Source organism: Psychrobacter immobilis, assembly GCF_904846065.1.
Taxonomy (GTDB): Bacteria; Pseudomonadota; Gammaproteobacteria; order Pseudomonadales; family Moraxellaceae; genus Psychrobacter; species Psychrobacter immobilis_H.
Genome location: NZ_CAJGZV010000001.1, coordinates 496294 through 522549, shown reverse-complemented (window position 1 = coordinate 522549; position 26256 = coordinate 496294). Strand labels below are relative to the sequence as shown.

At 42.6% G+C, this 26256-nt stretch carries 19 protein-coding genes; 10 read left to right on the top strand and 9 right to left on the bottom strand.

The window, feature by feature from the left end; all coding sequences use genetic code 11:
* Positions 1-546: 546 nt before the first annotated feature.
* Together JMW64_RS02250 and JMW64_RS02245 are read left to right on the top strand one after the other, a co-directional pair.
* Entirely contained in the window at positions 547-2238 is a 1692-nt protein-coding gene (locus JMW64_RS02250; RefSeq protein ID WP_045455343.1) for an NAD+ synthase, read from the top strand.
* A gap of 243 nt (positions 2239-2481) precedes the next feature.
* On the top strand, positions 2482-3756 hold the full coding sequence (locus JMW64_RS02245) for a hemolysin family protein (protein ID WP_060490365.1): 1275 nt from the start codon (positions 2482-2484) through the stop codon (positions 3754-3756).
* Between the two features lie 11 nt (positions 3757-3767).
* On the opposite strand, the gene JMW64_RS02240 is transcribed toward JMW64_RS02245, so the two are convergent.
* Positions 3768-4484 carry a YggS family pyridoxal phosphate-dependent enzyme gene (locus tag JMW64_RS02240; RefSeq protein WP_201552684.1) on the bottom strand — a complete coding sequence of 239 codons (717 nt, stop codon included), beginning with the start codon at positions 4482-4484 and terminating at the stop codon, positions 3768-3770.
* Between the two features lie 399 nt (positions 4485-4883).
* On the opposite strand from JMW64_RS02240, the gene JMW64_RS02235 reads away from it, so the two are divergent.
* Both JMW64_RS02235 and JMW64_RS02230 read left to right on the top strand, forming a co-directional pair.
* Positions 4884-5939 (top strand): type IV pilus twitching motility protein PilT, encoded by a 1056-nt coding sequence (locus JMW64_RS02235; protein ID WP_045443495.1) that lies wholly within the window; start codon positions 4884-4886, stop codon positions 5937-5939.
* Between the two features lie 161 nt (positions 5940-6100).
* Positions 6101-7222: a PilT/PilU family type 4a pilus ATPase gene (locus JMW64_RS02230; protein WP_055123483.1), complete on the top strand. Its 1122-nt coding sequence runs from the start codon at positions 6101-6103 to the stop codon at positions 7220-7222.
* Positions 7223-7369: 147 nt separating this feature from the next.
* Here JMW64_RS02230 and fur read toward each other — a convergent pair whose 3' ends face one another.
* Positions 7370-7804, bottom strand: a complete 435-nt coding sequence (fur, locus tag JMW64_RS02225; RefSeq protein ID WP_045443492.1) for a ferric iron uptake transcriptional regulator — start codon at positions 7802-7804, stop codon at positions 7370-7372.
* A gap of 327 nt (positions 7805-8131) precedes the next feature.
* Here fur and JMW64_RS02220 point away from each other — a divergent pair, with 327 nt between their 5' ends.
* The gene (locus tag JMW64_RS02220) at positions 8132-8551 is read left to right on the top strand and encodes an outer membrane protein assembly factor BamE (protein WP_201552682.1); all 420 of its coding nucleotides are present in this window, start codon (positions 8132-8134) and stop codon (positions 8549-8551) included.
* Positions 8552-8595: 44 nt separating this feature from the next.
* Here the strand turns inward: JMW64_RS02220 and JMW64_RS02215 are convergent, their stop codons facing one another.
* The 4 genes from JMW64_RS02215 to JMW64_RS02200 form a co-directional block, all read right to left on the bottom strand.
* A complete protein-coding gene (locus tag JMW64_RS02215; protein ID WP_227675949.1) occupies positions 8596-8976 on the bottom strand; it encodes an RnfH family protein in 381 nt (126 codons plus the stop codon).
* Positions 8964-10106, bottom strand: coding sequence for a hypothetical protein (locus JMW64_RS02210; protein WP_201552680.1), 1143 nt, complete (start codon positions 10104-10106; stop codon positions 8964-8966). Before JMW64_RS02210 ends, JMW64_RS02215 begins: the two co-directional genes overlap by 13 nt.
* A gap of 446 nt (positions 10107-10552) precedes the next feature.
* A complete protein-coding gene (locus JMW64_RS02205) occupies positions 10553-11221 on the bottom strand; it encodes a c-type cytochrome (RefSeq protein WP_201552678.1) in 669 nt (222 codons plus the stop codon).
* Positions 11222-11559: 338 nt separating this feature from the next.
* Positions 11560-11895: a c-type cytochrome gene (locus JMW64_RS02200; protein WP_201552675.1), complete on the bottom strand. Its 336-nt coding sequence runs from the start codon at positions 11893-11895 to the stop codon at positions 11560-11562.
* A gap of 409 nt (positions 11896-12304) precedes the next feature.
* Here JMW64_RS02200 and yihA point away from each other — a divergent pair, with 409 nt between their 5' ends.
* Positions 12305-13093, top strand: coding sequence for a ribosome biogenesis GTP-binding protein YihA/YsxC (yihA, locus tag JMW64_RS02195; protein WP_201539847.1), 789 nt, complete (start codon positions 12305-12307; stop codon positions 13091-13093).
* A gap of 163 nt (positions 13094-13256) precedes the next feature.
* Here yihA and JMW64_RS02190 read toward each other — a convergent pair whose 3' ends face one another.
* Together JMW64_RS02190 and JMW64_RS02185 are read right to left on the bottom strand one after the other, a co-directional pair.
* Complete coding sequence (locus JMW64_RS02190; protein ID WP_201552673.1) at positions 13257-13970, bottom strand: HAD family hydrolase; 714 nt, start codon at positions 13968-13970, stop codon at positions 13257-13259.
* Positions 13971-14090: 120 nt separating this feature from the next.
* Entirely contained in the window at positions 14091-15101 is a 1011-nt protein-coding gene (locus JMW64_RS02185) for an RluA family pseudouridine synthase (RefSeq protein WP_201552671.1), read from the bottom strand.
* A gap of 1225 nt (positions 15102-16326) precedes the next feature.
* On the opposite strand from JMW64_RS02185, the gene JMW64_RS02180 reads away from it, so the two are divergent.
* Positions 16327-20640, top strand: coding sequence for an Rne/Rng family ribonuclease (locus JMW64_RS02180; RefSeq protein ID WP_201552669.1), 4314 nt, complete (start codon positions 16327-16329; stop codon positions 20638-20640).
* A 104-nt stretch (positions 20641-20744) separates the two neighbouring features.
* On the opposite strand, the gene JMW64_RS02175 is transcribed toward JMW64_RS02180, so the two are convergent.
* On the bottom strand, positions 20745-21674 hold the full coding sequence (locus tag JMW64_RS02175) for a DUF808 domain-containing protein (RefSeq protein ID WP_201552661.1): 930 nt from the start codon (positions 21672-21674) through the stop codon (positions 20745-20747).
* Positions 21675-22087: 413 nt separating this feature from the next.
* On the opposite strand from JMW64_RS02175, the gene JMW64_RS02170 reads away from it, so the two are divergent.
* The 3 genes from JMW64_RS02170 (at position 22088) to JMW64_RS02160 (ending at position 25849) form a co-directional block, all read left to right on the top strand.
* Positions 22088-22942: a DsbC family protein gene (locus tag JMW64_RS02170; RefSeq protein WP_201552658.1), complete on the top strand. Its 855-nt coding sequence runs from the start codon at positions 22088-22090 to the stop codon at positions 22940-22942.
* 270 nt (positions 22943-23212) lie between these two features.
* A complete protein-coding gene (locus JMW64_RS02165) occupies positions 23213-24571 on the top strand; it encodes a homoserine dehydrogenase (protein ID WP_201552656.1) in 1359 nt (452 codons plus the stop codon).
* A gap of 96 nt (positions 24572-24667) precedes the next feature.
* Positions 24668-25849, top strand: a complete 1182-nt coding sequence (locus JMW64_RS02160; RefSeq protein ID WP_201552654.1) for a thiolase family protein — start codon at positions 24668-24670, stop codon at positions 25847-25849.
* Positions 25850-26256: the final 407 nt, after the last annotated feature.

The following is a 26256-nucleotide window of genomic DNA, read 5'->3' as shown; positions in this document are numbered from 1 at the left end:
GCCGCAAAACACGACAATGATATAACGATATGTTGTAATCTTTACTTACAACTTTCTCTGTGTAAGCTTACTAGATGATGACATTAATAGATAGAAATTGACACATAGATTTAACATGTAAAAACAAGGCACTAAAAGGATATTTTACATTCATACTGTAAACTGACCTATTGAAAGGTAATTCACTGGCGCGTTCTATTTGCAACGATAATTGATGCTATACTAAAGCAATTATTTTAAGCTTTTTAATAGCATTAAATTCGTTTGTTCTTATTTATTTGGATCATTCTACATATATAACATTTTTCAGACGATGCGCTACAGCCCTCTTTTATCGTCCTTCTATAGACTATCATAAGATCAAACCTGTAGAGGGGTGTTACAACGTTGGACACTGTGCGTAAGCAAGCTCATCATCTCGGTTCACTATTAGAATTCGATATGACAGAGTGCTATTTTGAGTGAATTTCGGATTTACTTTGATTTTATTTTAAATCAACAATGACCCAACAAATTTTAAACCATATATCGATAGGAACAATAACAATGTCAAAAGACAATGATAATCCCAATATAACTCCCTCAACTGAGGCCAGTAAGACCAATAAAACCCAAGAAACTGTTACTTTTGCATTGGCTCAGTCGCATTTTTTGGTTGGTGATATCACTGCCAATGCTGAAAAAATGCGTGCACTCGCATTGCAAGCTCGCGAGCAAGGTGCGGATGTCATTATTTTCCCAGAACTTGCTTTATTAGGTTACCCACCGCAAGATTTATTACTACGCCCAAGTTTATCTGGTCGCATCAAAAGCGCCTTGTCTACTTTAAGTGATATCGATGACATCGTGATGATTGTCGGTTATCCACATGTCGACCATCATGGTACTTTCAACTCTGCTGCTATCTTGCATAATGGTCATCAAAAAGGCTTTTATCATAAGCAAATCTTGCCAAATTATGGCGTATTTGATGAGCGTCGTTATTTTGATAAAGGTCGCAACCAAGTTTTATTTGACTATAAAGGCATCACAATCGGTCTGCTCATCTGTGAAGACTTGTGGGAAAAAGGCCCTATTGCCGAGCTCAAAAAGCAAGGTGCTGATCTGATTATTAGCTTGAACGCCTCACCTTTTGAGATCGAAAAACAAGACAATCGTAAAACGATGCTGGCCAAGCGTAGCCGTGAGAATAATTTGCCTATCGTCTATGTCAACGCCGTTGGCGGTCAAGACGACTTGGTATTTGACGGTGGTTCTATGGCGGTGCAAGCTGATGGTAGCGTTGCCCACGAAGCACCACGTTTTATGAATCAGTTACTTCTTGCCACTTTAGACGTCAAAACTGCCAAGTTTAATAGTCAAACTAAAGCGCCATTAACACTGAGCCGTGAGTCAGAGATGTATCAAGCACTGGTCGTTGGCCTGCGTGATTATGTCAACCATTCAGGATTCACTGGTATTATCCTTGGGCTATCAGGTGGTATTGATTCTGCCTTAACGCTATGTATCGCTGTTGATGCTTTGGGTGCTGACAAGGTATATGCAGTGATGATGCCTTATGAATATACTTCTCAGATTAGTCTAGAAGATGCTCAAGCACAGGCTCGCCGCTTAAATGTTTCTTATACGGTTTGTCCTATTTTCGATGCAGTTGAAGGTATCCGTCATACCTTAGCCCCACTATTTAACAAATCGCCAGCAGACACCACTGAAGAAAATATCCAAGCGCGTGCGCGCGGTGTGGTACTGATGGCGCTGTCCAATAAGTTTGGGCACTTGGTCATCACCACTGGTAATAAGTCTGAGTTAGCAGTCGGCTATTCGACATTATATGGTGATATGGCAGGCGGCTTTGATGTGTTAAAAGATGTTTATAAGTCGCAGGTTTATAAATTGGCCAGTTATCGCAACCGTTTGGAAGACACTCCTGTCATCCCTGAGCGCGTAATCACTCGCCCGCCATCTGCTGAGTTACGCCCAGACCAAAAAGACCAAGACAGCTTGCCTGACTATGATGTATTAGATGGCATCTTAATGTCATACATCGATGAAGACATGGGCTATCAAGACATTATTAATAAAGGATTTGACGCTGAACTGGTCGCAAAAGTCATCCAGATGGTAGACAATAGCGAATATAAGCGTTTACAAGCGCCAATCGGTACCAAAATTAGCCATAAAGCCTTTGGACGTGAACGTCGTTATCCATTAGTGAATAAATGGTCAGTAAAAGGCTAAATTAAATTAACCATTGTTGCTTGCCCTACTTTTATTATATAGAACGCGAGCAACATGGCTAACTTAATACTTTTATAAAAAATCAAGTTTCTTATGATTAGCTGGGTGCTTACCCAGCTTTTTTAGTTTCTATAAACCGATTTTTAATGCCAAGCTGTTATAAACAACACTTTCTTTTTGTACTTCTAACCTCTTCTTTAACTTCAATTATTTTAATCCCTATATTTTTTTACCGAGTATGTCATGAGTTTGCTAACCGCTAGTATCTTTCTTCTTTTATTGCTTGCCCTCAGTGCCTTTGTATCCGCTGCCGAAATTGCCATCGCTGCTGGTCGCAAAATTAAGCTGCAAATCATGGCAAAAGAAGGGGATGTCCGCGCATTTGACGTCCTTAAAATGCAAGAGCACCCTGGCAGTTTTATTACTGTCGTACAAGTGGTTTTGAATGCCGTCGCTATCTCGGCTGGTGCGGTAGGTGAGTCAGCTATTAGCCCTTATCTAGAGCTTTTGGTGAAGAATGAAGCAGTGTCATCCGTCATATCATTTGTGCTGATCACCAGCTTGTTTTCTCTGCTCGCTGATTTAATGCCCAGACGATTGGCGATGTCGAACACTGAAGCTATCGCTGTACGTCTCGTACGACCAATGATGCTATTGATTTTTATATTCAAACCCGTGATTTGGATATTTGATGGTGCAGCAAATGTCATTTTTGAATTACTGGGTATTTCAACCATACGACAAGACGATATGACGCCAGAAGATATTTATGCTGTCATGGATGCTGGTGCTGAAGCTGGTGTGCTCAAAAAACAAGAACATCATCTGATAGAAAATATCTTTGATATGCAAGAGCGCACCGTAACGTCGGTGATGAATCCACGTGAGAATATTGTTTATTTTGATACCAAAACCAGCACTGAAAAAGTCGTTGAAGTGATGATTGAACAACCACATAACAAGTTTTTGGTCTGTCAGGAAGACGATCTAGAGCACATTATTGGTTATGTAGAGTCGCGCAGCTTTTTGGCATTGGTTCTTAACCAGCAAGAGGTCAGCTTAACTGACAAAGCCCTACTAAAACCTGCACTCTTCGTTCCTGATACCTTGTCCTTGTTTGAAGTATTAGAGATGTTTAAATCGACAGGCGCTGACTTTGCCGTCATCGTGAATGAGTATGGATTGGTAGTGGGTGTCATTACTCTTAAAGATGTGATGAGTATCGTCATGGGGGAGCTTGTCACCTTGGAGGAGCAGCCTATCGTTCAGCGTACGGATAACTCATGGTTGATTGATGGTATGACTCCTATCGAAGACGTCGTACGCGCTTTAGATATCGTTGATCTGCCACGCAGTCAGAACTATGAAACCATTAGTGGCTTTATGATGTACATGCTACGCAAGATTCCAAAGAAAACCGATACTATCGAGTATGCCAATTATCGATTTGAGATTATCGCAACGGACAATCTCAAAATCACTCAGATGCTGGTGACTAGAATGGATGAGACTGCCTGATAAATAAAAATTTAAGCTCGTGCGCCAAATATGGCGCTACCAACCCGCACCATTGTCGAACCACTGGCTATCGCCTCTGTCATATCACCGCTCATGCCCATGCTCAGTGTATCCCAAGTATCTAGCTCTGCATGAGCCTCTTTAATCTCATCAAATAACTGCTTGGTACGGGTAAAAGCGTCCGTACCTCCCTTAGCAGGAATAATCATCAAACCACGCAGCTGTAACCTGTCATACCCCTTGATAGCAGTTATCAAATCAGGTAGCTGTGCTGGCAGGCAGCCTGATTTGCTTTCTTCGTTATCGATATTCAACTGAATCAATACATTCAGTGGTGGCAGCTCAGCTGGGCGCTGGTCGTTTAAACGCTGAGCAATAATGGCACGCTCAACCGTTTGTACCCAATCGAAATGCTCAGCAATATCGCGGGTCTTATTGCGTTGGATACTACCAATATAATGCCAAATAATGCCTTTAGTTTCTGGCTGTCGTTTTAGCATATCGATTTTTTCGATGGCTTCTTGCAAATAATTTTCACCAAAGTGCTGCTGTCCTTGCTGAGCCAAAGTAGCAATCATATCAGCTGGTTTGGTCTTGGAAACTGCCAGCAACGTCACACTATCTGCTTGTCGTGCCGCATGCTCACACGCTTGAGTCATTTGCTTACTCACTTGCTGCCAGCTCGCAATCAGATTTTGGCTATCAATGTTATTTTCTATTTCTTTCATATATTACTCACGAGAATAATTTAATCCATTTTTTAATCAGTCACTTTTAATGACTTCTATTTTTACTCACTTCTATAATGAACTTTTATTAATTAGGGTTAAACTTTATATAAATGTCTTCTAATCTAGATAAACTCAACAAGGATCGATCTATAAATCGATACTCATAATGACTAATTTTACATTTTATTGGTGTAGTAGATGGTTAATTGTCGGTAGTCTTGTTATTATATTGTTACATGGTTTAACATATGCTACTGAATATAATAGTAATGGTAAAGACCATCGCTACTCCTTTATTAACGTGACCGACTTTAATCAGATCGTTGATCGATTGATAATCACTCCCCTTTTTTGCTCTTTTGTCCTACCCTTATTGATTGATAGGAATATCCGATTATGGCTGAAAAAAACAATTTAAGCATCGAAGACTTGCTGCGCTTTACGGTTAAGCATAAAGCATCAGATTTACATATTTCAGCCGGTATGCCAGCAATGATACGTGTTGATGGTGAAATGACCCGTATTAATATGCCAGAGATGACTCATCAGGTTGTGCATCAGCTTATTTATGACATCATGAATGATAAGCAGCGCGCTGACTTTGAAGAATTTTATGAGACGGATTTCTCTTTTGAGATTCCCAATCTAGCACGTTTTCGGGTAAACGCATTCAATCAAAACCGTGGGGCAGGCGCTGTCTTTCGTACCATTCCGTCCAAAGTTTTGACAATGGAAGACCTCGGTATGGGTGATGTATTCAAGCGCGTGTCAGACTTTAAACGTGGCGTGGTATTGGTCACGGGTCCGACAGGTTCTGGTAAGTCCACAACGCTGGCTGCCATGATTGACTATATTAATGAGAGCCGTAAAGAGCATATTTTAACCATTGAAGATCCGATCGAATTTGTCCACGACTCCAAGAAAAGCCTGATTAACCAACGTGAGGTGCACCGCGATACCTTAGGTTTCGAGCCTGCATTGCGCTCTGCGCTACGTGAGGATCCCGATGTGATTTTGGTCGGTGAGCTACGTGACCTTGAGACCATTCGCTTGGCATTGACAGCAGCAGAGACTGGTCACTTGGTATTCGGCACTTTGCATACCAGCTCTGCCGCTAAAACCATTGACCGTGTCATTGATGTATTCCCCGCCGCAGAAAAAGACATGATTCGGGCGATGCTATCAGAGTCACTACAAGCCGTTATTTCACAAACGCTTTTGCGTCGTCAAGCAGGCGGACGTGTAGCAGCACATGAAATCATGCTCGGCACACCTGCTATCCGTAACTTGATACGTGAGAATAAAATCGCTCAAATGTACTCTGCTATCCAAACAGGTGCAGGTGAAGGTATGATTACGCTGGATCAAACGCTCAAAAACCTAGTAGCAAAAGGCACCATTAGTAAAGACGTAGCCCGTCCTTATGCCAAACAGCCTGAGGCATTCTTGTAATATTATTCATCGTGCGTCACCGGCTTATCTTGATTGATGTGTGAGTCAATAATACAAGCATTCATAAGCCATGATATGCCTTAATTCTATTGCTACTGGCGATTTTTAAAACATGATTTCAAATACTTTTTTAGTCGATTTACATCGAATGCAGGTACGATATGGACATTGATAAACTATTGCAGTTAATGATCAATAAAAATGGCTCGGACCTTTTTATTACCGCTGATGTAGCGCCTTCCATGAAAGTGAATGGCAAAATTTTGCCTGTCGGTAAAACGCCTTTAACTGCTGAGCAAACCATGCGATTGGTCAAAGGTGTCATGACACCAAACCAGCAAAAAGAGTTTGAAGAGACCAACGAGTGCCAATTTGCCATTGCTGATGAAGCACAGCAAGCACGTTTTCGGGTCAGTGCCTTTATACAGCGTGATATGGCAGGGATGATTTTACGGAAAATTGAGAATAAAATTCCGACTGTCGAAGAGTTGCGTTTGCCGCCCGCGTTAAAAGAGCTGGCAATGAAAAAACGCGGTATCATTCTGCTAGTGGGTGCAACAGGTACAGGTAAATCAACGACTCTTGCTTCTATGATCGGACACCGTAATCAAAACTCGCATGGTCACATCATTACCATCGAAGATCCTATCGAGTTTGTCCACAAACATCGTGGTTGTATTATTACCCAGCGTGAAGTTGGTATCGATACCCATTCATTTGAGGCAGGGCTAAAAAACACGTTACGCCAAGCACCCGATGTCATCTTAATCGGTGAGATTCGTAACCGTGAAGTCATGAGTTATGCTATTCAGTACGCAGAAACAGGCCATCTAGTGTTTGCAACGTTGCACGCCAACAACGCCAACCAAGCGATTGACCGTATCATTCACTTTTTTGAAACCAGTCGCCACAATCAGTTATTTATGGATTTGTCGCTCAACTTGCAAGCCATTATTGCGCAGCAGCTCATTCCCACTCCTGATGGTAAAGGACGCCGTGCGGCTATCGAAATTCTATTGAACTCACAGCTGATTAGTGATTATATCCGTAAAGGCGAGGTTCATGAAATCAAAGATGTCATGACACGATCGCGGGATAGCGGTATGCAAACCTTTGATCAGGCTCTTTTTGACTTATATGAGCAAGGAGAAATCACCTATAAAGAAGCGATTCTTCATGCTGACTCTCCTAATGATTTGCGCCTAAAAATCAAACTCAGCAGTAAGAATGGCACCGCCAATCTGGATGAAGGTGCGGATAACTTATCATTAGATATCAGTTAAGCATGGCTTTTGAGCGTTGTTATTCGTTTTTGCCATAAAAACTTATAAGAAAGCCCTCATATTATTATGAGGGCTTTCTTATTTTATATATGGCGATAATGTACTAAAAACGATATCAAATATAGAGCATGCTCACCAATTAAAAAATTACTTGATGCTATCCCGACACTCTTGGTCATTACAAATACCGTATAGCACCAATGAATGACCTGATAACTTAAATCCGTGCTTTTCTGCGACTTTAAGTTGCTCTTCTTCGATGACTTCGTTATGAAACTCTATAATCTTGCCACAAACATCACAAACCAGATGGTCATGATGCCCTTCTTGGGTAATCTCAAACACCGATAAATTATTTTCGAAGTTATGACGCTCGACGATACCAGCTTGCTCAAATTGCGTCAGTACTCGGTAGACAGTCGCTAAACCCACATCCTCACCTTGCTCTATCAGTGCCTTATAAACCTCCTCAGCACTCATATGATGCAACTCTGCACTCTCTAGTAGCTCTAAAATCTTGATGCGAGGTAACGTGACTTTTAATCCCGCTTTACGTAAATCTTGATTGGTAAAAGAAGCCATAATATCCCTTCTGACTGTGACAGTCTTAGCAAATAAAGAACCAAAAATATGAGATAAATAATCGTTAACGATTATTTTTTATAGTATATGAAACATTTTAATAACAGCAGACTGGCTGATTTGACCTCATGTCCAAGCCTGTTATTCTCTATAATAATCCTAACGCAAGTCTATGAATTTAAAATATAAATAATAAAATGACTCAGGTAGCATTTGGTAAATAATGTCGTAAGTGGTAGGAAATTGCAAGTAAATGACGTATCATTTGTCCAAGATTGTCAGCCAGACTCGCATTAACAACCTCTGGCTGCGCCTAATTCATTTCTTATGAGTCATCTTACCATGATAAAGACATTAACTTTTCGTCCGTTAAGCCCTACAAGCGTATTACGCAAGATTGTCATAACCAGTATGCTTAGCGCTACTGTCGCTGTGTCTGGCTGCTCATTATTGAGTGTTTATAAGATTGATTTGCCACAAGGCACTGCCATCACTCAAGCACAAGCGCAAAAACTGCAAGTGGGTATGAATCAAAACCAAGTCCTTTATATCCTTGGTAGCCCAGCTATTAGAGACACCTTAGAACCTAAGCGTTGGGATTATATTTACGATTACAAAGCAGGGACAGAAGGTAGCCGCAAGGGTATTGCTGATGTCAAAAATGCCAGTCAGCACTTAATTATCTACTTTGATAATAATGGTTTGGTCAATCGTATTGAAGGTATCGAAAGCCTGCCTGCCTCATAATCAAGAACGGCAACTGGCTTTGATGATAGATGGCGCAACATCGCTTAAACTCGAGATTTATTTTTGCGCTGAGACATGGGATCAGCGCTTAAGCTGCGATATACTTCGATACGATCAAAAGGCTGCAAGCGATAGCTGAGCGGCTGTTTTTGTGCATAGATACCCACATGCCAACGCTTCGCCGTTGGCGTGGTAATATCTGCCACTTGCTCACACCAACGTGCTAACGCTGGAAATTTCACCAACCACCCTGCCTGCCTCAATGCCTCATACAAACTTGTTTCATCATTAACTTGTAGGGTTAAATAATGCTGACATTTTGCATCTTCAGCGTATGCCAAATAAACAGTCATTAGCATGGTCTGCTCAGATGACGGCGCACAATTATTATCAGATTGAACGCCATTAGCAGTTAACTCAACCACTGCATCACCCAACCTATCAATGCCAATAACAGTGCTAGTGGCACAATCAAACGAATCGCTATTCGCCATAAGTTATAAAACGCTTCATTGCCAAAATTTAATGACTTACGCAGATGACTAATTTTCATCTGCCAACCCGCAAAGATAGACAGCAACAATACCGCTATGCTGCTAATAATCACTAAAAGTCCGACCAGCCAAACAGTTGGTATGATAACGACTAACAAAAGCGCCAAGACAAAGGTTAATACCAAACTGACCAGCAATCCAAACTTGTGCGCTAATTGCTGGGTACTATAATGCAGCAAATAGCTGGCGACAAATAACACCCCTATCCAATACGATAGCTGTCCAATCGGTGGCAATGCCATGCCACTAATAGATAACGCCACAACCCCAACGATCAATTGCAATATCCAAATCGGGAGTACCAACTTGGTTGCCCGATACTCACTCGTCGCACGGCTGCGAGCAGGTTTTTGCGCATTGATATTATCCGTGTCTACTGCTGTTGCCACTTGGTTCGTTACCAAGTTTTGACCAAACCAGTATAAACCTGTGCCTGCACCCACACTAACCAACGCTAACGCGACTGCACGCGCCCATTCATTTAAGCTGATATCAGTCATCGCAAAGTCAATATTGGGTAGGCCATTTGCCACGCCGAGCAACAAGCCTATCACCATTAATCCCAGGCCAATCGGTAATGGCGCAACGCCCAATAAACTGAGTAACACAGCAATGACCATCAGGCCAGCAGCGATCGCAAAATCTGGTATAGCAGGAGCGCTATTAAGCTCCGTCAATGCCGCCAAAATACCTGTGCTCGCGCCTGAGATCACTAACGCCGCAATCAGAATAGAGACCAGCGCGGCGAGCCAACCAAAACTACGCCATATTGGGCTGGCATCTGCTTCGCGAGTAAGCTTTTGCATCCCTGCTAATGGCGCATCGACACTACGATAGGCTAAGGCAATTTCCGCATAAACGACGGGCAAGGATACCAATACCATAGCCAATAGCCAGAGTAACCAAAAGTCAATCTCACCAATGGATGCTGGTGCAAACCAACGAAACAGCAGTAGCGGTAGCAGTGCCGCGATAAAATAAGAAGCATAACGGATCATCATAATCTAAATCCAAACGATCTAATACCTTTCACAAAAATGAGAATAGCTAGGAAAACGAGTGTCCGTACTACGCATTGTAGACGAAACAAGTTTGACACCGCCAATCATACTCTGTGGGTTTGGTATAAAGTGAATAACGATAATTTATCATGATACAGAGCAACGATAGGCCTCTGTAAGCAGTTTTATTTTATATAGTCGATTCCATTTAAAAGAAGCACAAGGTAACCAGAAGCAAATATATATTCAATACTTCAAGAGAGGTTAATGCAGCGACTCTTTTATAATGGAATAACTATAAGGTCTCTATAATATAAGGGATGAACAGTTATAAAAAAACCCCGAAATCGGGGTTTAATAATGAAACAATGGCGGATATATGGTCAAGTGCTTATTAATTTCAGCGAGGTAACGTGCATTAGGCACTCGTAGCTGATACCAATCAATTAGTGAACAGCACTGATATAATCTGACAAGATACGAATATCACGATCCGATAGTTTCGATGCGACTGTCTGCATCATGCCCATATCGCCTTCTTTCGCAGCATCATTGACACGTTTTTGCTCATCACTGTCAACATCATCAACACGGCCAGCCGCACGGAAGAGTTTTAGCTGAGTGGAGATGTACTGTGCATGCTGACCACCTAAGCGTGGAAATGCCGCCCAAGTATTACCAGCAGCGTCTGGACCATGACAGCCTGCACAACCGATGACACCGCGTGACTTGTCACCGCCTAAGAATAGCTTAGTGGCTTCTTGGTTGGTCGCAGGATTACCAAATCCAACACCCCAAGGCGCTTGGCTAGCATAATAACCAGCCACGTTGGCTAAATCTTGCTGCGATAAATTTGCAATTTGTGATTGCATAATACCGTTCTTGCGATAACCTGCTTTAAAGTTGACCAACTGTTTGTAAAGGTATTTTACGTTTTGGCCACCCAAGTTAGGCTGCGCAGGGACAACACTCACACCATCAACACCATGACAAGCAGCACAAACCGTTTCTGCAATTTGCTTACCGGCATCGACGTCGTACTCAGGAACAATAATAGCAGCTTGTACGCTGAAACTTGCAACGCATAAGCTGGCAGCAGCGATTAACTTTTTCATTGATACAAATCCTACTAGCTCGGCGTAAGCATTATTTAGAGTGATTGCACTGATAAGATACCTCATATAAACCACCCTACTATTGATTAGGTAGGTATATGTTTTAAGGTCTTGGCCACAAGCAGTCTGAAAGTACTTACTAACATCAGGGTTTATTTTCGATTATTATAGCAAGACTTTGTAGCATTTGCCTACTTAATCGTCACATCCATCAGTTTTTCTAACACATAGACAAGTATGCCAACAAAAAACAAAAAGCGCTTACAGGCTAAAAAACCCAGCGCTTTTTTAAGTTGTTTTATAGTGTGTCGTATTGTGTTGCTTTATCGGTCAGCGTCTCACTTACTCATGTACTCAATCAACTTACGATAATCATCATCGCTACAACTGTTACAAAGACCACCAGCAGGCATCTGCGTCATACCACTTTTGACGGAATTGATAAGTGTCGGCATGCTTTTTTGTTTGATAAGCTGTTGCCATTTGGCACTATCACCTTTTTTGATGGCGTTCAGCGCCCCACTATCGTGACAGGCAGCACATGAGTTATCATAGGTGGCTGCAATATCAGCAGCATTAGCGCTAGTCATGATAGCACTACTGAGCAGTAATACCGCTCCGCTACCTACTAAAACTCGATAGGTCTGGCTAAAAAATGCATTGATTGAAACCATAGAACACCTCCTTTTGATGCTTCTCTCGTTTAATCAATCTTGCTATTAAACGTCGTTCGTTCAGTATATCTTATTAAACATTGTAACAATGTATGTCGTATAAATATAGATAAATATAGTTTGGCTTTGGTAACGTATGAACAAAAGCGGCAACTTGCTCTAATGAGCGCTTATTTTAATGGTATTCTGTCATTTATGTGATGCTAATCATAGTTATTTCAATAAGTAAGATAAGTAATAGTATAGAATAGTCGGTAACTTGAAATGACTGTGTTTATGACCAATAAACATTGAAAGTTATGATGAATAACTTCGTAACGATTTTTTGTCTAATGCACTGTCTTCTCGACAACCAGTTGATTAAAATTTTATAACCGTATCCAATTTCTTAAAGATTAATGAGCCATTTATGAGTACCCCGTTTACTGATGTCGCCGCCGAACATGCATTGTTCAACACTAAATCTCGTCAAAAAATTCAGCAAACTGAGTTTATGATGTCAGCGCCTACTTTTCGTCTCTGCCCACCCGATATGGGCTTAGAAGTTGCCTTTGCAGGACGCTCAAACGCAGGTAAATCCTCTGCTATTAATGCCTTAACCAATCAGCGCCAACTGGCACGCTCATCTAAAACGCCTGGTCGCACGCAGATGATTAACTTTTTTAGTATTGGTGATGCTGATAGGCGTTTGGTGGATTTGCCAGGTTATGGCTACGCAGCCGTACCGCTTGAGATGAAAAAAGAATGGCAGGTTGAGCTAGAAGAATACTTGGTGGCGCGCTCAAGCCTTGCAGGTTTGGTGCTCATGACTGATATTCGTCATCCATTGAAGTTCTTTGACGAGCAAATGCTACGTTGGGCAAATGATGGTGAACTGCCGGTGCATATCTTATTAACCAAAGCAGATAAGCTAAAGTATGGCGCATCTAAAAATGCGTTACTTAATACTCGTAAAAGACTAAAAGAACTGGGATTGAACTGTAGCATTCAGCTATTTTCAGCACTAAGAAAAGAAGGTCTTGATGAGCTGGCTGGTGTCATGGGCAACTGGTATGAGTATCAGCTCGATGCAGACAAAATCATTGAATCCTCTTTTGCGTTACTAGAAGGCGCTGAGTTGGAAGAAGCGATCGAAAAAGATAACATCGAAAAAGACGCTATTGAAAAGGAAAGTACTCAGAAGGATAGCACTCAATAAGGATAGTGCTCAATAAGGATAGTGCTCAAAAATAAAACAAATAAATATCATCGTCTCCAAGTAAAAAGGGTTTATCATTATTATCGATAAGCCCTTTTTTTATTATCATTTTTTAGCATTCAAAAAGTTTTTTATTGAAGCACCTTTATTTAAGTGCTTTTAGTTAAGCACATAGAAGCTCAGCCAACGCTTGTGGCGTGTCAACCTGATAAGTGGGTTGCTGTGCGGCGAGCTCTGTAGGTGATGCTGTACCATAATTCACCGCAATACTGGTCATGCCCAGTCTCGTTGCCATTTGGATATCGTAGATACTGTCACCGATGAAAACAGCATTGGCGATTTGCTGCTGCGTATAATCCAAAATATCGGTCAACATCTGCGGGTCAGGTTTTGAGCCTGCCTCATCGGCACAGCGGGTCATCACAAAATAATGGTGGCTCTCTGAAGCATCTAATACGCGGTCTAAGCCCTTTCGCTTTTTACCAGTTGCAACCGCGAGACTTTTACCTTGGGCTTGTAGGGTCTGCAACATCCCTTCTATCGGCGCAAAAAGCGGTGTACTGTGGCTGTTGGCAATATAGTGGTCTGCATAGTTTTGCTGAATCGCAAGCTTTTGCGTGTCATTGGCTTGCGGATACAAAATCTCAATGCCATTCATTAAGCTCAGCCCAATGATGTCTTGTACAGCTTTATCGGTGGTCTGGAACCCATGCGCCTCTCCTGCCACATGCATTGACTCAACGATTAATCCAATGGAATCCATCAGCGTCCCATCCCAATCAAAAATAATCAGCGTCTTATCCGCTAAACGATGGCTGGCTGATAACTGAGTTCCTTTGGAAGCGCTAGAGATACTAGCGACAGATTGATTGCTCATAAATAGACCTTAACGAATATCAATAATAAATGGTAGATACGAAAACGTCACGGCGACTTATTAAGAAAAATAAGCGTTCGTGACGTTTAAAGTTAATGCTTAAAAATTTTATTTGGCGACTTATTCAGGCAATTTAATTTGCTCTGGCAACCAATCTGCCATGTCATCTGGTAGCGGTGCAGTAATAGTTTCATAGCCTGGAATGTCTAAACGCCACGCATGCAGACACAGGCGATGGACGCCTGATTTATCATGCACATTATATTTATCATCACCCAAGATAGCGTGACCAATATGAGCCAAATGCACACGGATTTGATGAGTGCGACCGGTCAGTGGTTTGGCTTCAATTAAACTAACTGGCTGATCAGCAATCATAAAACGACCATGAACGACGATATCCGTATGGCTTTCTTTAGATTGTGGGTCTTGCGCATCTACTTTGACGCGGCGTTCACCACTAGCAACTGTATAGCGTAGCAATGATGCATCAATGCGTTGCTCATTTAATGCTGGCTGACCTTTAGCGATACATAAGTAATGCTTTTGGATGGTTTTATCGACGAGATGCTGTTGCAACGCTTTTAACGCTGAGCGTTTTTTAGAAATCATCAATAGACCTGAGGTGTCTTTATCAATGCGATGTATCAGCTCTAGGTATTTTTTACCTGTCACTTCACGCATGGCTTCGATAACACCAAAGTCCAAACCACTCCCACCGTGAACGGCGATGCCAGAAGGCTTATTCAGTACTAACATTCCTTCGTCTTCATATACTACGCGCGCTAACAAGCTTTTAGCAAACTCGGCACTGATAATTGGTTTTTCGCGGGTAGCAAGTACCACTGGCGCGATACGTACCACGTCTTCACGCTGTACTCTGTCGTGCGCTTTGCAGCGTTTATTATTGACCCGAATCTCATCTGAGCGAATCATTTTATAGATATGCGGTTTTGGCAGACCTTTTAAACGGTTCAGTAAGAAATTATCCAAGCGCTGATCGTGTTGATGGCGGGTTACTTCAAGATAGTTTACCTTACCAAAGTTGCTGATTTCATCATCAGCGCTTTGCGGGCGTGTTTTACTATTAAAAATAGCAGGGGCTTCATGGGTAGGTGCGTCGTCAGTCATTTTTGGCTTCGTCATTTTTAGTTAGGTATTTACAGAAAGATTTGCTATAGTTTAGCATGTTGAGCGACAATTAAGCAGAGACTGCAGCAATAATCGTTGTTGTTGTTCTAAATAGCGCATTACCATATAGCGCATTACCATTTTTACGAACTTTTAATGAAAAGGTATTAGCGGTATACCCTGCAAACATTGTATGTTTAATCGGATTTTAGGGCGCAGTATCTGTTTAGAAATATCACTTGTAGATATTTATAGATATGTCCCCATAAATTGTAAAATGAAAGTATCGTACTGACTTTACTCAGTACCATAGAATAAATAGTGACACTAAATACCTTTGTGTTCATAAATTCAGCGTTGATAAGTTTGGCTAAGCGCCTGTTTATTGACCGATAATGACACTACATTGACTCACAACCTGCATGACAACGACTTTATTTGATAATTATTCATGATTTAATGACTGGTTATCTGGCGGTCCTTTAGGCAAGTGTAGTTGAGCAAGTATGGGTTGTTTAGCATTAGGATCGAGAAGTATATCGATAGCTGCCTACGTATTGGTGGTCAAACAGATAACGATAAAAAAGATATGAATACAGCACCACACCGATAGTTTGGTCATTTATTCTGTTTGCCAAGTACGCCCCGCTGATCACCGGAGCCGCGACACCTAACCGTAAAACACCCAAGATATTATTGACGTTATACCAGAAAGAACGATAAATAAAGAGTGACCAATTGCTTTACCTAAACAAATAATTGCTGAATATCACCATTTCATATAATGGTATTTATAACAGCGATATTATTGCTAGACTTTGATGGATGGATTGCAGCAGCATAACGCCTTTTGAATATCAGTATATTGAATCTCGTCATTGCCCGTCGCCTGCTCTTACAAAGTAAGCTGGCATGACTACCAATAAAGCTTGCTGATAGTAAAACTGAATCGCATGCTGACGCATTAATATTTGTACCAAACCTATCAATAATAGGATATAAATAGATAGCCTTACACCCTATAAATTTTATATTTACGTTAGTTTTGCTAACACACTTTAGGTAAAAAACAAGCCATTGACAAAGCCCAAGTGCTTTATTAACCCATGATTTACGTTCTATCGTTGATTAACATCTGCCCATGCTAATTTAAATATTAGCCATACTTGCCATTGCGCTCTAAAGCCCGTCTCGTCGTTGTTATGCGTACTCATAGGATACAAATATGAAACGCATTTTGATCAACGCTACTCAAAACGAAGAAATTCGTGTCGCCTTATGTAAAGGCAACCATCTTTACGATTTCGATCTTGAAAACCGTACTCGTGAACAAAAAAAATCCAATATATATAAAGGTCATGTGACCCGTGTCGAGCCATCGCTTGAAGCGGTGTTTGTCGAATATGGCTCACAGCGCCAAGGTTTTTTACCCATTCGTGAAATCTCTGCTGAATACTTAAGCGGTAATCCACGTGACGAAAACATCAAAAAGCTGATCAAAGAAGGCGATGAATTAATCGTCCAAGTCGAAAAAGAGGAGCGCGGTAACAAAGGCGCTGCCCTATCGACGTATGTCTCATTAGCTGGTCGTTATCTGGTATTGATGCCAAATAACCCTCGTGGCGGCGGTATCTCACGTCAAATTTCAGGCAAACTTCGTGAAGACATGAAGCGTATGCTAAGCAATCTTGATTTGCCAAAAGGTATGAGTGTCATCATTCGTACTGCGGGTATTGGTAAAACTCAAGAGGACTTACAGCACGATTTAAACCACCTTCTCAATATCTGGCAAGCCATTCAAGAACAAAATCAAAAATACCCGTCGCCGCGCTTGGTACATCAAGAAGCAGGCGTCGTAACCCGTGCTGTCCGTGATTATCTACGTGATGATATCGCTGAGATTTGGATTGATAATGAAAACGCTTATATTGAAGCGGCAGGTTTTATCGATGCAGTGATGCCAAAACAAGCAGAAAAGCTACGCAAATATACCGATTATGAGCCGATGTTTTCGCGCTTTAATATCGAAAAGCAAATCGAAACTGCCTATCAGCGTGAAGTGCGTTTGCCATCAGGCGGCTCAATCGTTATTGATCAAACTGAAGCACTAGTCTCTATCGATATCAACTCAGCCAAGTCGACCAAAGGTTCAGACGTTGCTGAGACTGCCTATCATACTAACCTTGAAGCAGCCGATGAGATTGCCCGTCAGCTACGTTTGCGTGATATGGGTGGTTTGATTGTCATTGATTTTATTGATATGAATGACAATAAGCATCAAAAAGAAGTCGAAAAACGTCTGATTGATGCCACCAAATATGACCGTGCACGTGTGCAATTTGGTGATATTTCTAAGTTTGGTTTGATGGAAATGAGCCGTCAGCGTCTGCGTCCATCGCTAGAAGAGTCAACTGGTTATATCTGCCCACGCTGCCATGGTAACGGCATGATTCGTGACTTGCGCTCATTGTCACTATCAATTATGCGTCAGATTGAACAAATCGCGCTAAAAGAACGTCAAGGCGAAGTACAAGCAGAAGTTCCAACAGATATCGCCGCCTTCTTATTAAACGAAAAACGTGATGCCTTAGTTTATCTTGAGCAAGACAGTGGCACGCGTATCACGATTTTGCCACACGCGCATTTAGAGTCGCCTAACTTTAAACTACACTTTAACCGTGATGGCTTTGCGCCTTCAAGCTATGAGCGTATTACGGATACAGCCCAAGAACATAGCGATTTGGGTTATGAAGTTGACTGGCAAACGGCTGAAAAAGAGCGTCCAGAGCAACAGCCAACGCGCCAGCCACGTCAGGTAGCGAGCAATGATACTGCTAGCCAATCAAACAAACCGACCAGTACAGCTGAGCATAGTAAACACAGTAACGACCATCGTAACAATAAGAATACGACCAACGTTTCATCGGCGCGCGCGCCACAAGCAAACAACAACCAGAGTGTGGCAGCCCCTGCCCCTGTTGCTCCAGTAGCAGCAACTACAGCTCCTGCACATGTTGAGACAGCAGCTCAGCCACAAGCAGTGGCGTGGTTATCAAACCTATTTGCGCAAGCACCACAAGCCTCAACGACGCCTAGCGTCAGTAGTCGTGATGCAGCGGAAGCCATTGAAGCACTAGTAAATAATGGCGCACAAAGCTTAGGCTCATTTGGACAAGTGGATAGCAGTGCCCTGAGTAATTCATCAACGGGTGCATCGAACAATGTACCAGCAAATCAGCAGAACAGTCAGAAAAATGACGAACAACCGTCCGACAACAACGCCAATCGTCAACAAGCGCGTCGTAGCTCAGACAGCGACACCGATGATGATAGCAGTAATGAAGATAGAAGAAGACGTAAGCCACGTAAATCTAGATCATCTAAACCTCGTCAAAGAAAAGATCAGGCAGAAGAGTCGAGCAATGAAGTAAGCGGCGATACCGAGAACAACACCTCAAATAATGCGGCAAATAACGCTGATGACAAGCAGGCTGACAATCGAAACAAACGTCAGCAGGAGACCAGACGCACGAATGAGCGTAACCGCAACAATCGTCAAGACAATAACCAGCAAAACAGTAATCGTCAAGACAGTAGCCACCATGCAAACGAGCGCAATGATGATGCTGATAAAGACAGTAATACGGCAGATGAGCAAACTCGTGCGAAGCGTAAATCGCATAGTCAACGCGGTTCACGTGGCAAGTTAGAGCGCGGCGAGACACTAACAGCTGAAAATATTAAGCAACCCAATCAGCAAGCGACGACAGGTGCAAACGGCCGAAAAAATCACTCTAACACGCGTCGAAATCAAGATCCTAATGAAGTCGTGCTACAGGTCAATGAAGCACCTGTTGAGCTGAAATCGCCAGAAGTCGTACACTTGTCTCTAGATGACAGTAAGTCTACACAGACAAAACCTCAATCTACTGAAAAGCAAAAATCAGCGAATGATGTTAATAAAGAAAGCAGTAAAAAAGAAGCTAATACACAGCAAAGTGATAATCAGCAGAGCAATGACAAAAAAATTGCTCCTGAAACAGCTGCTGTGAAGGGTAACGACGAAGGCACTGTAGCAACACATGATGTTAATGTTGATGATGTTAACGTTAGCACCACTGAGGACAAGGGACAAAATAATGCCCCGAAAACAGACAGTAACACTACTGACAAAAAACCTGCTGTAGATGAGCAACCAACATCTAACAGCGTTACCAAAGACCAAACTGACCATTCAAAATCTGTGGATACTAACGTGGACAGCGTAGCAATAACGCCAAAACAGCCCGAATCAGAATCGACAGAAAAAGCGAATAGTGACACTGTTGACGCTACCGACAGTGACGCCGATGTTAGCAATACCAATGACAGTCATAGCGCAAGTGGTCATAGCGCAAATGATAAGAACAACTCAGCACTGGCACTAACGCACGAAGCATTATTTGCCAAGCGCTACGTGACTGCTGAGAAGTTTGGTCAGGCTAGTAATGATCCACGTGTGGTTCGTAGTCAGCAAGCGCAAGTAACTCAACAACCATCAGTAGCTGAGCCTGTAGTGGTAAGCCCATCGACTATTCGTGGCACCGTTGGTGATTTTGTTCGTAAAGCATTAACAGATGCAGAAAGTCGTTTGAAAAATGACGGTGTCATTAGTTGCTTTATTGCTGCTATCGATGCACATACGCAGCAAGCAAAATCAGCTAACAAATCAGCCAACATTGGAACGAGCGTCACACCGACTGCTGATACTAACGTTGAGGACAGCAATTTCGACTTTAGCAACTATGGCTATCAGCCATTGGCGGCAGATTACCTGACGCGCTTTGAAACGATGACACAAGCGGTCAGTCAGTTTGCGGCAACGCAAGGTAAAACAGACGTCGAACCACGCGCCATTGGTAAGCGTGCTGGCAACGATCCACGTGGTCAACATCCTAGTTATCAGGAGCCCGCAGTGTTGAGTCTACCGACCGAACAAGTGGCTTATACTGAGCAAGCGGTTATTGAACATGATGATAACAATGCGGATGCTCATGATATTGAGGCAAATGCTTTAGCAAATCAAGCTCAGGCTGATAATATCAGTGCTCATAGCGAGCAGTTGTTAGAAGTGGATCAGGCGCTAGTAGAAGCAACTAACGAGCCGTCGAATGAAGGCACTGTTATAGCTGAGCACGTAGCAGCTGAAAAGATTGACGGGGCACATGACGATAGCGAAGCTGCTGACATTGAAGAGGCTAATACTCAAGAAGCTGACGTTGAAAAAATTAAGCCAGCAGATGAGCCTAAGGTAGAGCAACCTATCAATACCAAAGAAGCGGGCAAAGACGACAGTCAGGCTGCTAAGTCAAAAACCACGATTGCCAGTTATAAAAACATGATTGAGAATGTGGCTGAACAACTGCTGCCACAGACTGGTATGTTTAATTTGACCACACCAAAAGTACCAAAGGCACGTAGCCGTAAGCCTAAAACGGAGCATAAAAAGCCCACGCAAGCTGAAAAGCTAGAGGCTGATGACTCAGATAGCGAAAGCTAATCGTATAACTCCCAACGCAAAAGCCCCAAAGTTGTCAGCAACTTTGGGGCTTTTTTACGAAATAAAGTCACAATCAATATAAAGCTAAAGCACAGGTAACTGACTTAGTGTGCAGATGACGCTGTGTCGTCCTTTCCACGAATTTTACTAATAACTGTGAAGATAGCCACAACCGCAGCGCCAATGATAAAACCAATGACGCCATTTAATATCGTTGTCGTTAAGCTTTCAAAGATACCCGTTAAATCAGCGATATCCTCTACTCCATGATGTAAAAAGCCGATACCGTGTACCAAGATACCACCGCCTACTAAAAACATCGCCAACGTGCCAGCGATAGATAGAAACTTCATCAGTTTGGGTGCCGCTGCAAACATTAACTTGCCCAATTTTTGCTTGAACGCCCCTTCTTGTTCCATTAAATGCAGACCTGCATCGTCTATCTTCACGATACCAGCAACCAAGCCATAAATACCAATCGTAATACCGATGGCTAAAATAGACAGCACCAAGCTTCGTTCTAATAAAGTGGCGCTTGCCGTTGATCCCAAGGCAATCACGATAATCTCAGCTGACAGAATAAAATCCGTACGTACTGCACCTTTGATCTTTTCCTTTTCAAAAGCGACCAAATCTATAGTCTCATCAGCATTGGCTTGCCGACGAGCATTTTGCTCCTCATCATGCGGCAAAGCATGTGGCCAAAATCGATGAATGACTTTTTCAGCGCCTTCGTAAACCAAAAACAAACCACCACACATTAGTAAAAAAGTGACCAGCGGTGGATAAACAGCACTAATCAAGAGTGCCGCTGGTACTAGAATAAGCTTATTAATAAATGAGCCTTTGGCGACCGCCCAGACCACTGGTAGCTCACGATTGGCTTTGACACCCGTGACCTGTTCTGCGTTGAGCGCCAAATCATCGCCCAATACACCGGCGGTTTTTTTAGCAGCGACTTTGGTCATGACGGAAACATCATCCAATATCACACTGATATCATCAAGTAGGGTTAATAAACTGGCACCTGCCATGTGTGCTCCTTAGCAAAAATTTATTGAAATAAAGGGTTAAAAATAACTGATACCAATAGTTTTATATGAATTTTTATAAAAACACTGTTATTAGCCGTAGACTACAAGGGCAAGCGTTGATATTAAATAGTACAAATGTATCTTATTTTTTTGAATTGACGTTTATTTCTACTACTATTATCACCGCCCTCACCTCCCTATACCACCTCATAGCCTGTGGCTGTTATTTGCCATAAATATGTTAATATAGGCGACATGATTACTTACCTTTTATAATTATTAAATTGTAAAAAAACCTTTTAATTTTAAACCTTTAAGACAATATCGATACGTATTGCTTTATATAGAAATTTATTATCATTTTTCTTAAAACGACCTCACGATTAGGCACGATGCCTACAGGACACCTATATATGTCATCCCCGATTGCAAAAAACATCTTTGCTCATAACCGCTTTTCTCGAAATAATTTATCTCGCTTTATGATGAGTGCACTGCTTGTTGTGGTTGCTGCGGGCTGCTCAAACAATGCAGCAGATGCGACCAGCAACACCAGTATCGTCAATAATACCGATGCTAAAACCAGTACAAGTAACGTATCTGCTGATAGCGATGCTGCCGTGGTAAAGGCGTTGCAGGCGAATTTAAATACGTCTGGTATTGAAGAAAATATCATTTCAGCCGTACCAACAGATATGGATGGTATTTATTGGGTTACAGCGGAAGGACTGCCTTCTTTCTTTACTGATAAGTCTGGCAAACACATTATCCAAGGTCAGATTATTGCTGTTGGCGAGGCTCTGCCTGTCGATATCAGTGCGGCATTGGTTGCTAGTACCGCACAAGAAGCCCTAAAAGCCGTCGATAAAAAAGACATGGTGATTTATCCAGCAATAGGCGAAACGAAGTCAGTGGTCTATGCCTTTACCGATGCAGACTGTGGTTATTGTCGTAAATTGCATGAAGAGATGGATGATATCAATGCACGTGGTATCGAAGTACGTTATTTGGCATGGCCGCGCAGTCAGGAATCAGTGCCAAAAATGGAAGCCATTTGGTGTAGTCAAGATCGTAAGGCGGCCATGAATCAAGGAAAAATGGGCGCTGATGTACAAGCGCCTAGCTGTGCCAGCCCTGTACAAGAACACATGGCACTGGGTGCAAAACTTGGTGTGCGTGGTACTCCCGCTATCTTTACAGAATCTGGTCAGCAAGTAGGTGGCTATCTACCTGCGGCGGAGTTGGCTCAAGCTGTCGGTGCTAGCTAAAATCTGTTATTGTTTCAGGTATTTGTGATACCTATGACGATGGCGACATTGTGTAGACGTCACAACTGCTTGTCGGTATGATACGATAAAGCGCTATGAAAAATCAGCAGCATACTTTTTATTTGAGTATTTTTTATTCAACTGTAATGAGAAATCGATAAAGCTGCGACTGTCAAAATGCACGCAAATACTACAGCTAGTAGCGCATGTGCATTTGACTCTGTGACAGCGTTATCATTGGTTCATTATATTTAACCTCTTGAGGATACTGTGAGTAATTCCATCAAACTAGCGATACTTGGTCTGGGCACCGTCGGAACGGGCGTGATCAATCTAATCAATGACAACTTAAATGAGCTAAAACGCCGTAGCGGACGCGACATTATCATTACCGAAGTTGGTACGCGCCGTCATCGTGATGATATTAATCCCAATATTATGCAAAACAGTGACTTGATGGCAACTGCTGCAAGCGACAATGTCGATATCGTCGTCGAGGTGATTGGCGGTACGACCCTTGCCAAAGACGTAATTATGCACGCCATTAAAAACGGTAAGCATGTGGTGACTGCAAATAAGGCGCTATTGGCAGAACATGGCAACGAAATCTTTGCCTTTGCTGAAGAGCATAACGTCCATGTCGCTTATGAAGCAGCAGTCGCAGGCGGTATCCCCATTATCAAAGTCATGCGTGAAGCGCTCGCTGCCAATAAAATCGATTGGCTAGCAGGTATCATCAACGGTACTGGCAACTTTATCATGACCGAAATGCGTGACAAAGGTCGCCCGTTTGCAGACGTGTTGAGCGAAGCACAAGAATTGGGTTATGCAGAAGCAGACCCGACTTTTGATGTCGAAGGTATTGATGCGGCTCATAAACTGGCATTACTCGCCTCTATCGCCTTTGGTATTCCGCTGCAATTTGACAAGGTCTACTGTGAAGGCATCACTGGTATCACCTTACAAGACGTCAACTATGCGGAAGAGCTTGGCTACCGTATCAAGCATTTGGGCTTTGCCGTACGCCGTGATGGTCAAGGTAATGATGAGGCTTCTGGTATCGAACTACGCGTGCACCCAACGCTCATTCCGCAGGATGCGTTACTCGCCAACGTCAATGGCGTAAAAAACGCCGTACTGGTCAACTCTCATCCGCTTGGACAGACGCTATATTGCGGTGATGGTGCTGGTGCTGGCGCAACCGCTTCTGCGGTAATGGCCGATGTGATGGATTTGGTGCGTGTTCTAGGTAGCAAAGACAGTAACGATGAAAGCAACAGTAATCAAAACAACCACGGTCACCATGTGCCGCATTTAGCATTTATCCCTGAGCAGCTATCAGACACGCCCATATTGCGCGCTGAGCAGATGATTACCGGTTATTATCTGCGCGTACATGCTTATGATAGCCCTGGTGTGTTGGCAGATATTACTCGCATTCTAAGCGATGCTGGTATCAATATCGATGCGATTTTACAAAAACCTGCGCACAAAGTTGGTCAAGTTCCGGTTATTATTTTGACGTTGCCCGTGGTCGAAAGTCAGATGAATCTAGCCATCGAAAAAATTGAAAAATTAGAGACCATTACTGATAAAGTAGTACGCATTCGCTTAGATGAGCTAGCATAAAGCCTGCAGTTATTGAGCCTAAAAGATGCTATCTAGTCCGCGTTTGGTTTTAATTAAAACAAACTCATTTAAAATACGTAAAAAGGAATAATAACGATGTCAAATGATGCAATTGTAATTTTAAACGGCGCACGTACTCCAATGGGCGGCTTCCAAGGCGCACTAAAAGACATGAGCGCAACGGAACTTGGTGGTGCTGCTATTAAAGCCGCTGTCGAACGCTCAGGTGTGGCGGTCGATAGTATTGACGAAGTCATTATGGGCTGTATCTTGACCGCAGGCTTGGGTCAAGGCCCTGCGCGTCAAGCGATGCGTAATGCAGGTTTATCTGATTCAACTGGCGCTGTCACTATTAACAAGCTTTGTGGTTCAGGGCTAAAAGCAGTCATGCAAGCACATGACGGCATCAAAGCAGGTAGTTTCAATGTGGCAGTCGCTGGTGGCATGGAATCAATGACCAATGCGCCATACATTATGCCAGGGTCACGTGGTGGCTACCGTATGGGACATAAAGAAGTCAAAGATCACATGTTCTTAGATGGTTTAGAAGATGCTGAAACTGGCAAACTGATGGGTATGTTCGCACAGGAAATGGCTGATGAAAAAGGCTATACCCGTGAGCAAATGGATGCGTTTGCTATAGAATCGCTAAATCGTGCGCTCACTGCTATCAAAGACGACCACTTCAAAGATGAAATCACGCCAGTGACTTTTAAAACCCGTAAAGGCGAGCAAACCGTCGATACCGATGAGCAACCAGCGCTTGCTAATGCTGAGCGTATCCCTACTCTACGTCCAGCCTTCGCCAAAGATGGTACCATCACGGCAGCAAACGCCAGCTCAATCTCAGACGGTGCGGCAGCGGTTGTGGTCATGAAAGAATCGCAAGCAAAAGCTGAAGGCCTTGATTATCAAGCGCGTATCGTTGCAACCGCATCAAACTCTCGTCACCCAAGCGAATTTACCATTGCTCCGATTGGTGCAATTGAAAAAGTACTGGCTAGTGCTGGTTGGTCAGTCGCTGATGTTGACTTATGGGAAATCAACGAAGCGTTTGCAATGGTAACCATGGCGGCGATGGACGAGCTAAAAATTGACCATGCCAAAGTAAACGTTGAAGGTGGCGCTTGTGCACTCGGTCATCCAGTAGGCTGTTCAGGTGCTCGTATCTTGATCACGCTTATCAACTCTCTCAAGCGTACTGGCGGCAAAAAAGGCGTTGCAACACTTTGTATTGGTGGCGGTGAAGCCGTGGCTGTTGCTATTGAACTTGCTTGATACTCAAGTAGATTAATTAATCGATTGCTATGTTAAATTAGCTTCTATCATTATCGTTTATTATAAAATTTTCAACATATCAGGAACCGCATCGCTATTTGCTTTGCGGTTTTTCTGTGTCTATGACTCTTAAATAAGCTAGAAATATTGCTCTGTGTAAAGACACGTTAATCTTTGACCCCAGCTATGTTATGCCACTTACAGCGTATTACACGCAATTACTTCAAGCGCACACTTTGCTACCTTGCTCATATATCTCATCGAAAATCATGATGTTAAGATTCTTACAAGTCGATGTAGAGGCTACTCACATGGCTTGCTACACATTTTATTATAAAAATATTTTTACTAGAAATTTAACTTTTCCAAAACAACGATTGTTTTTAAAATAATTAATAATGATTAAC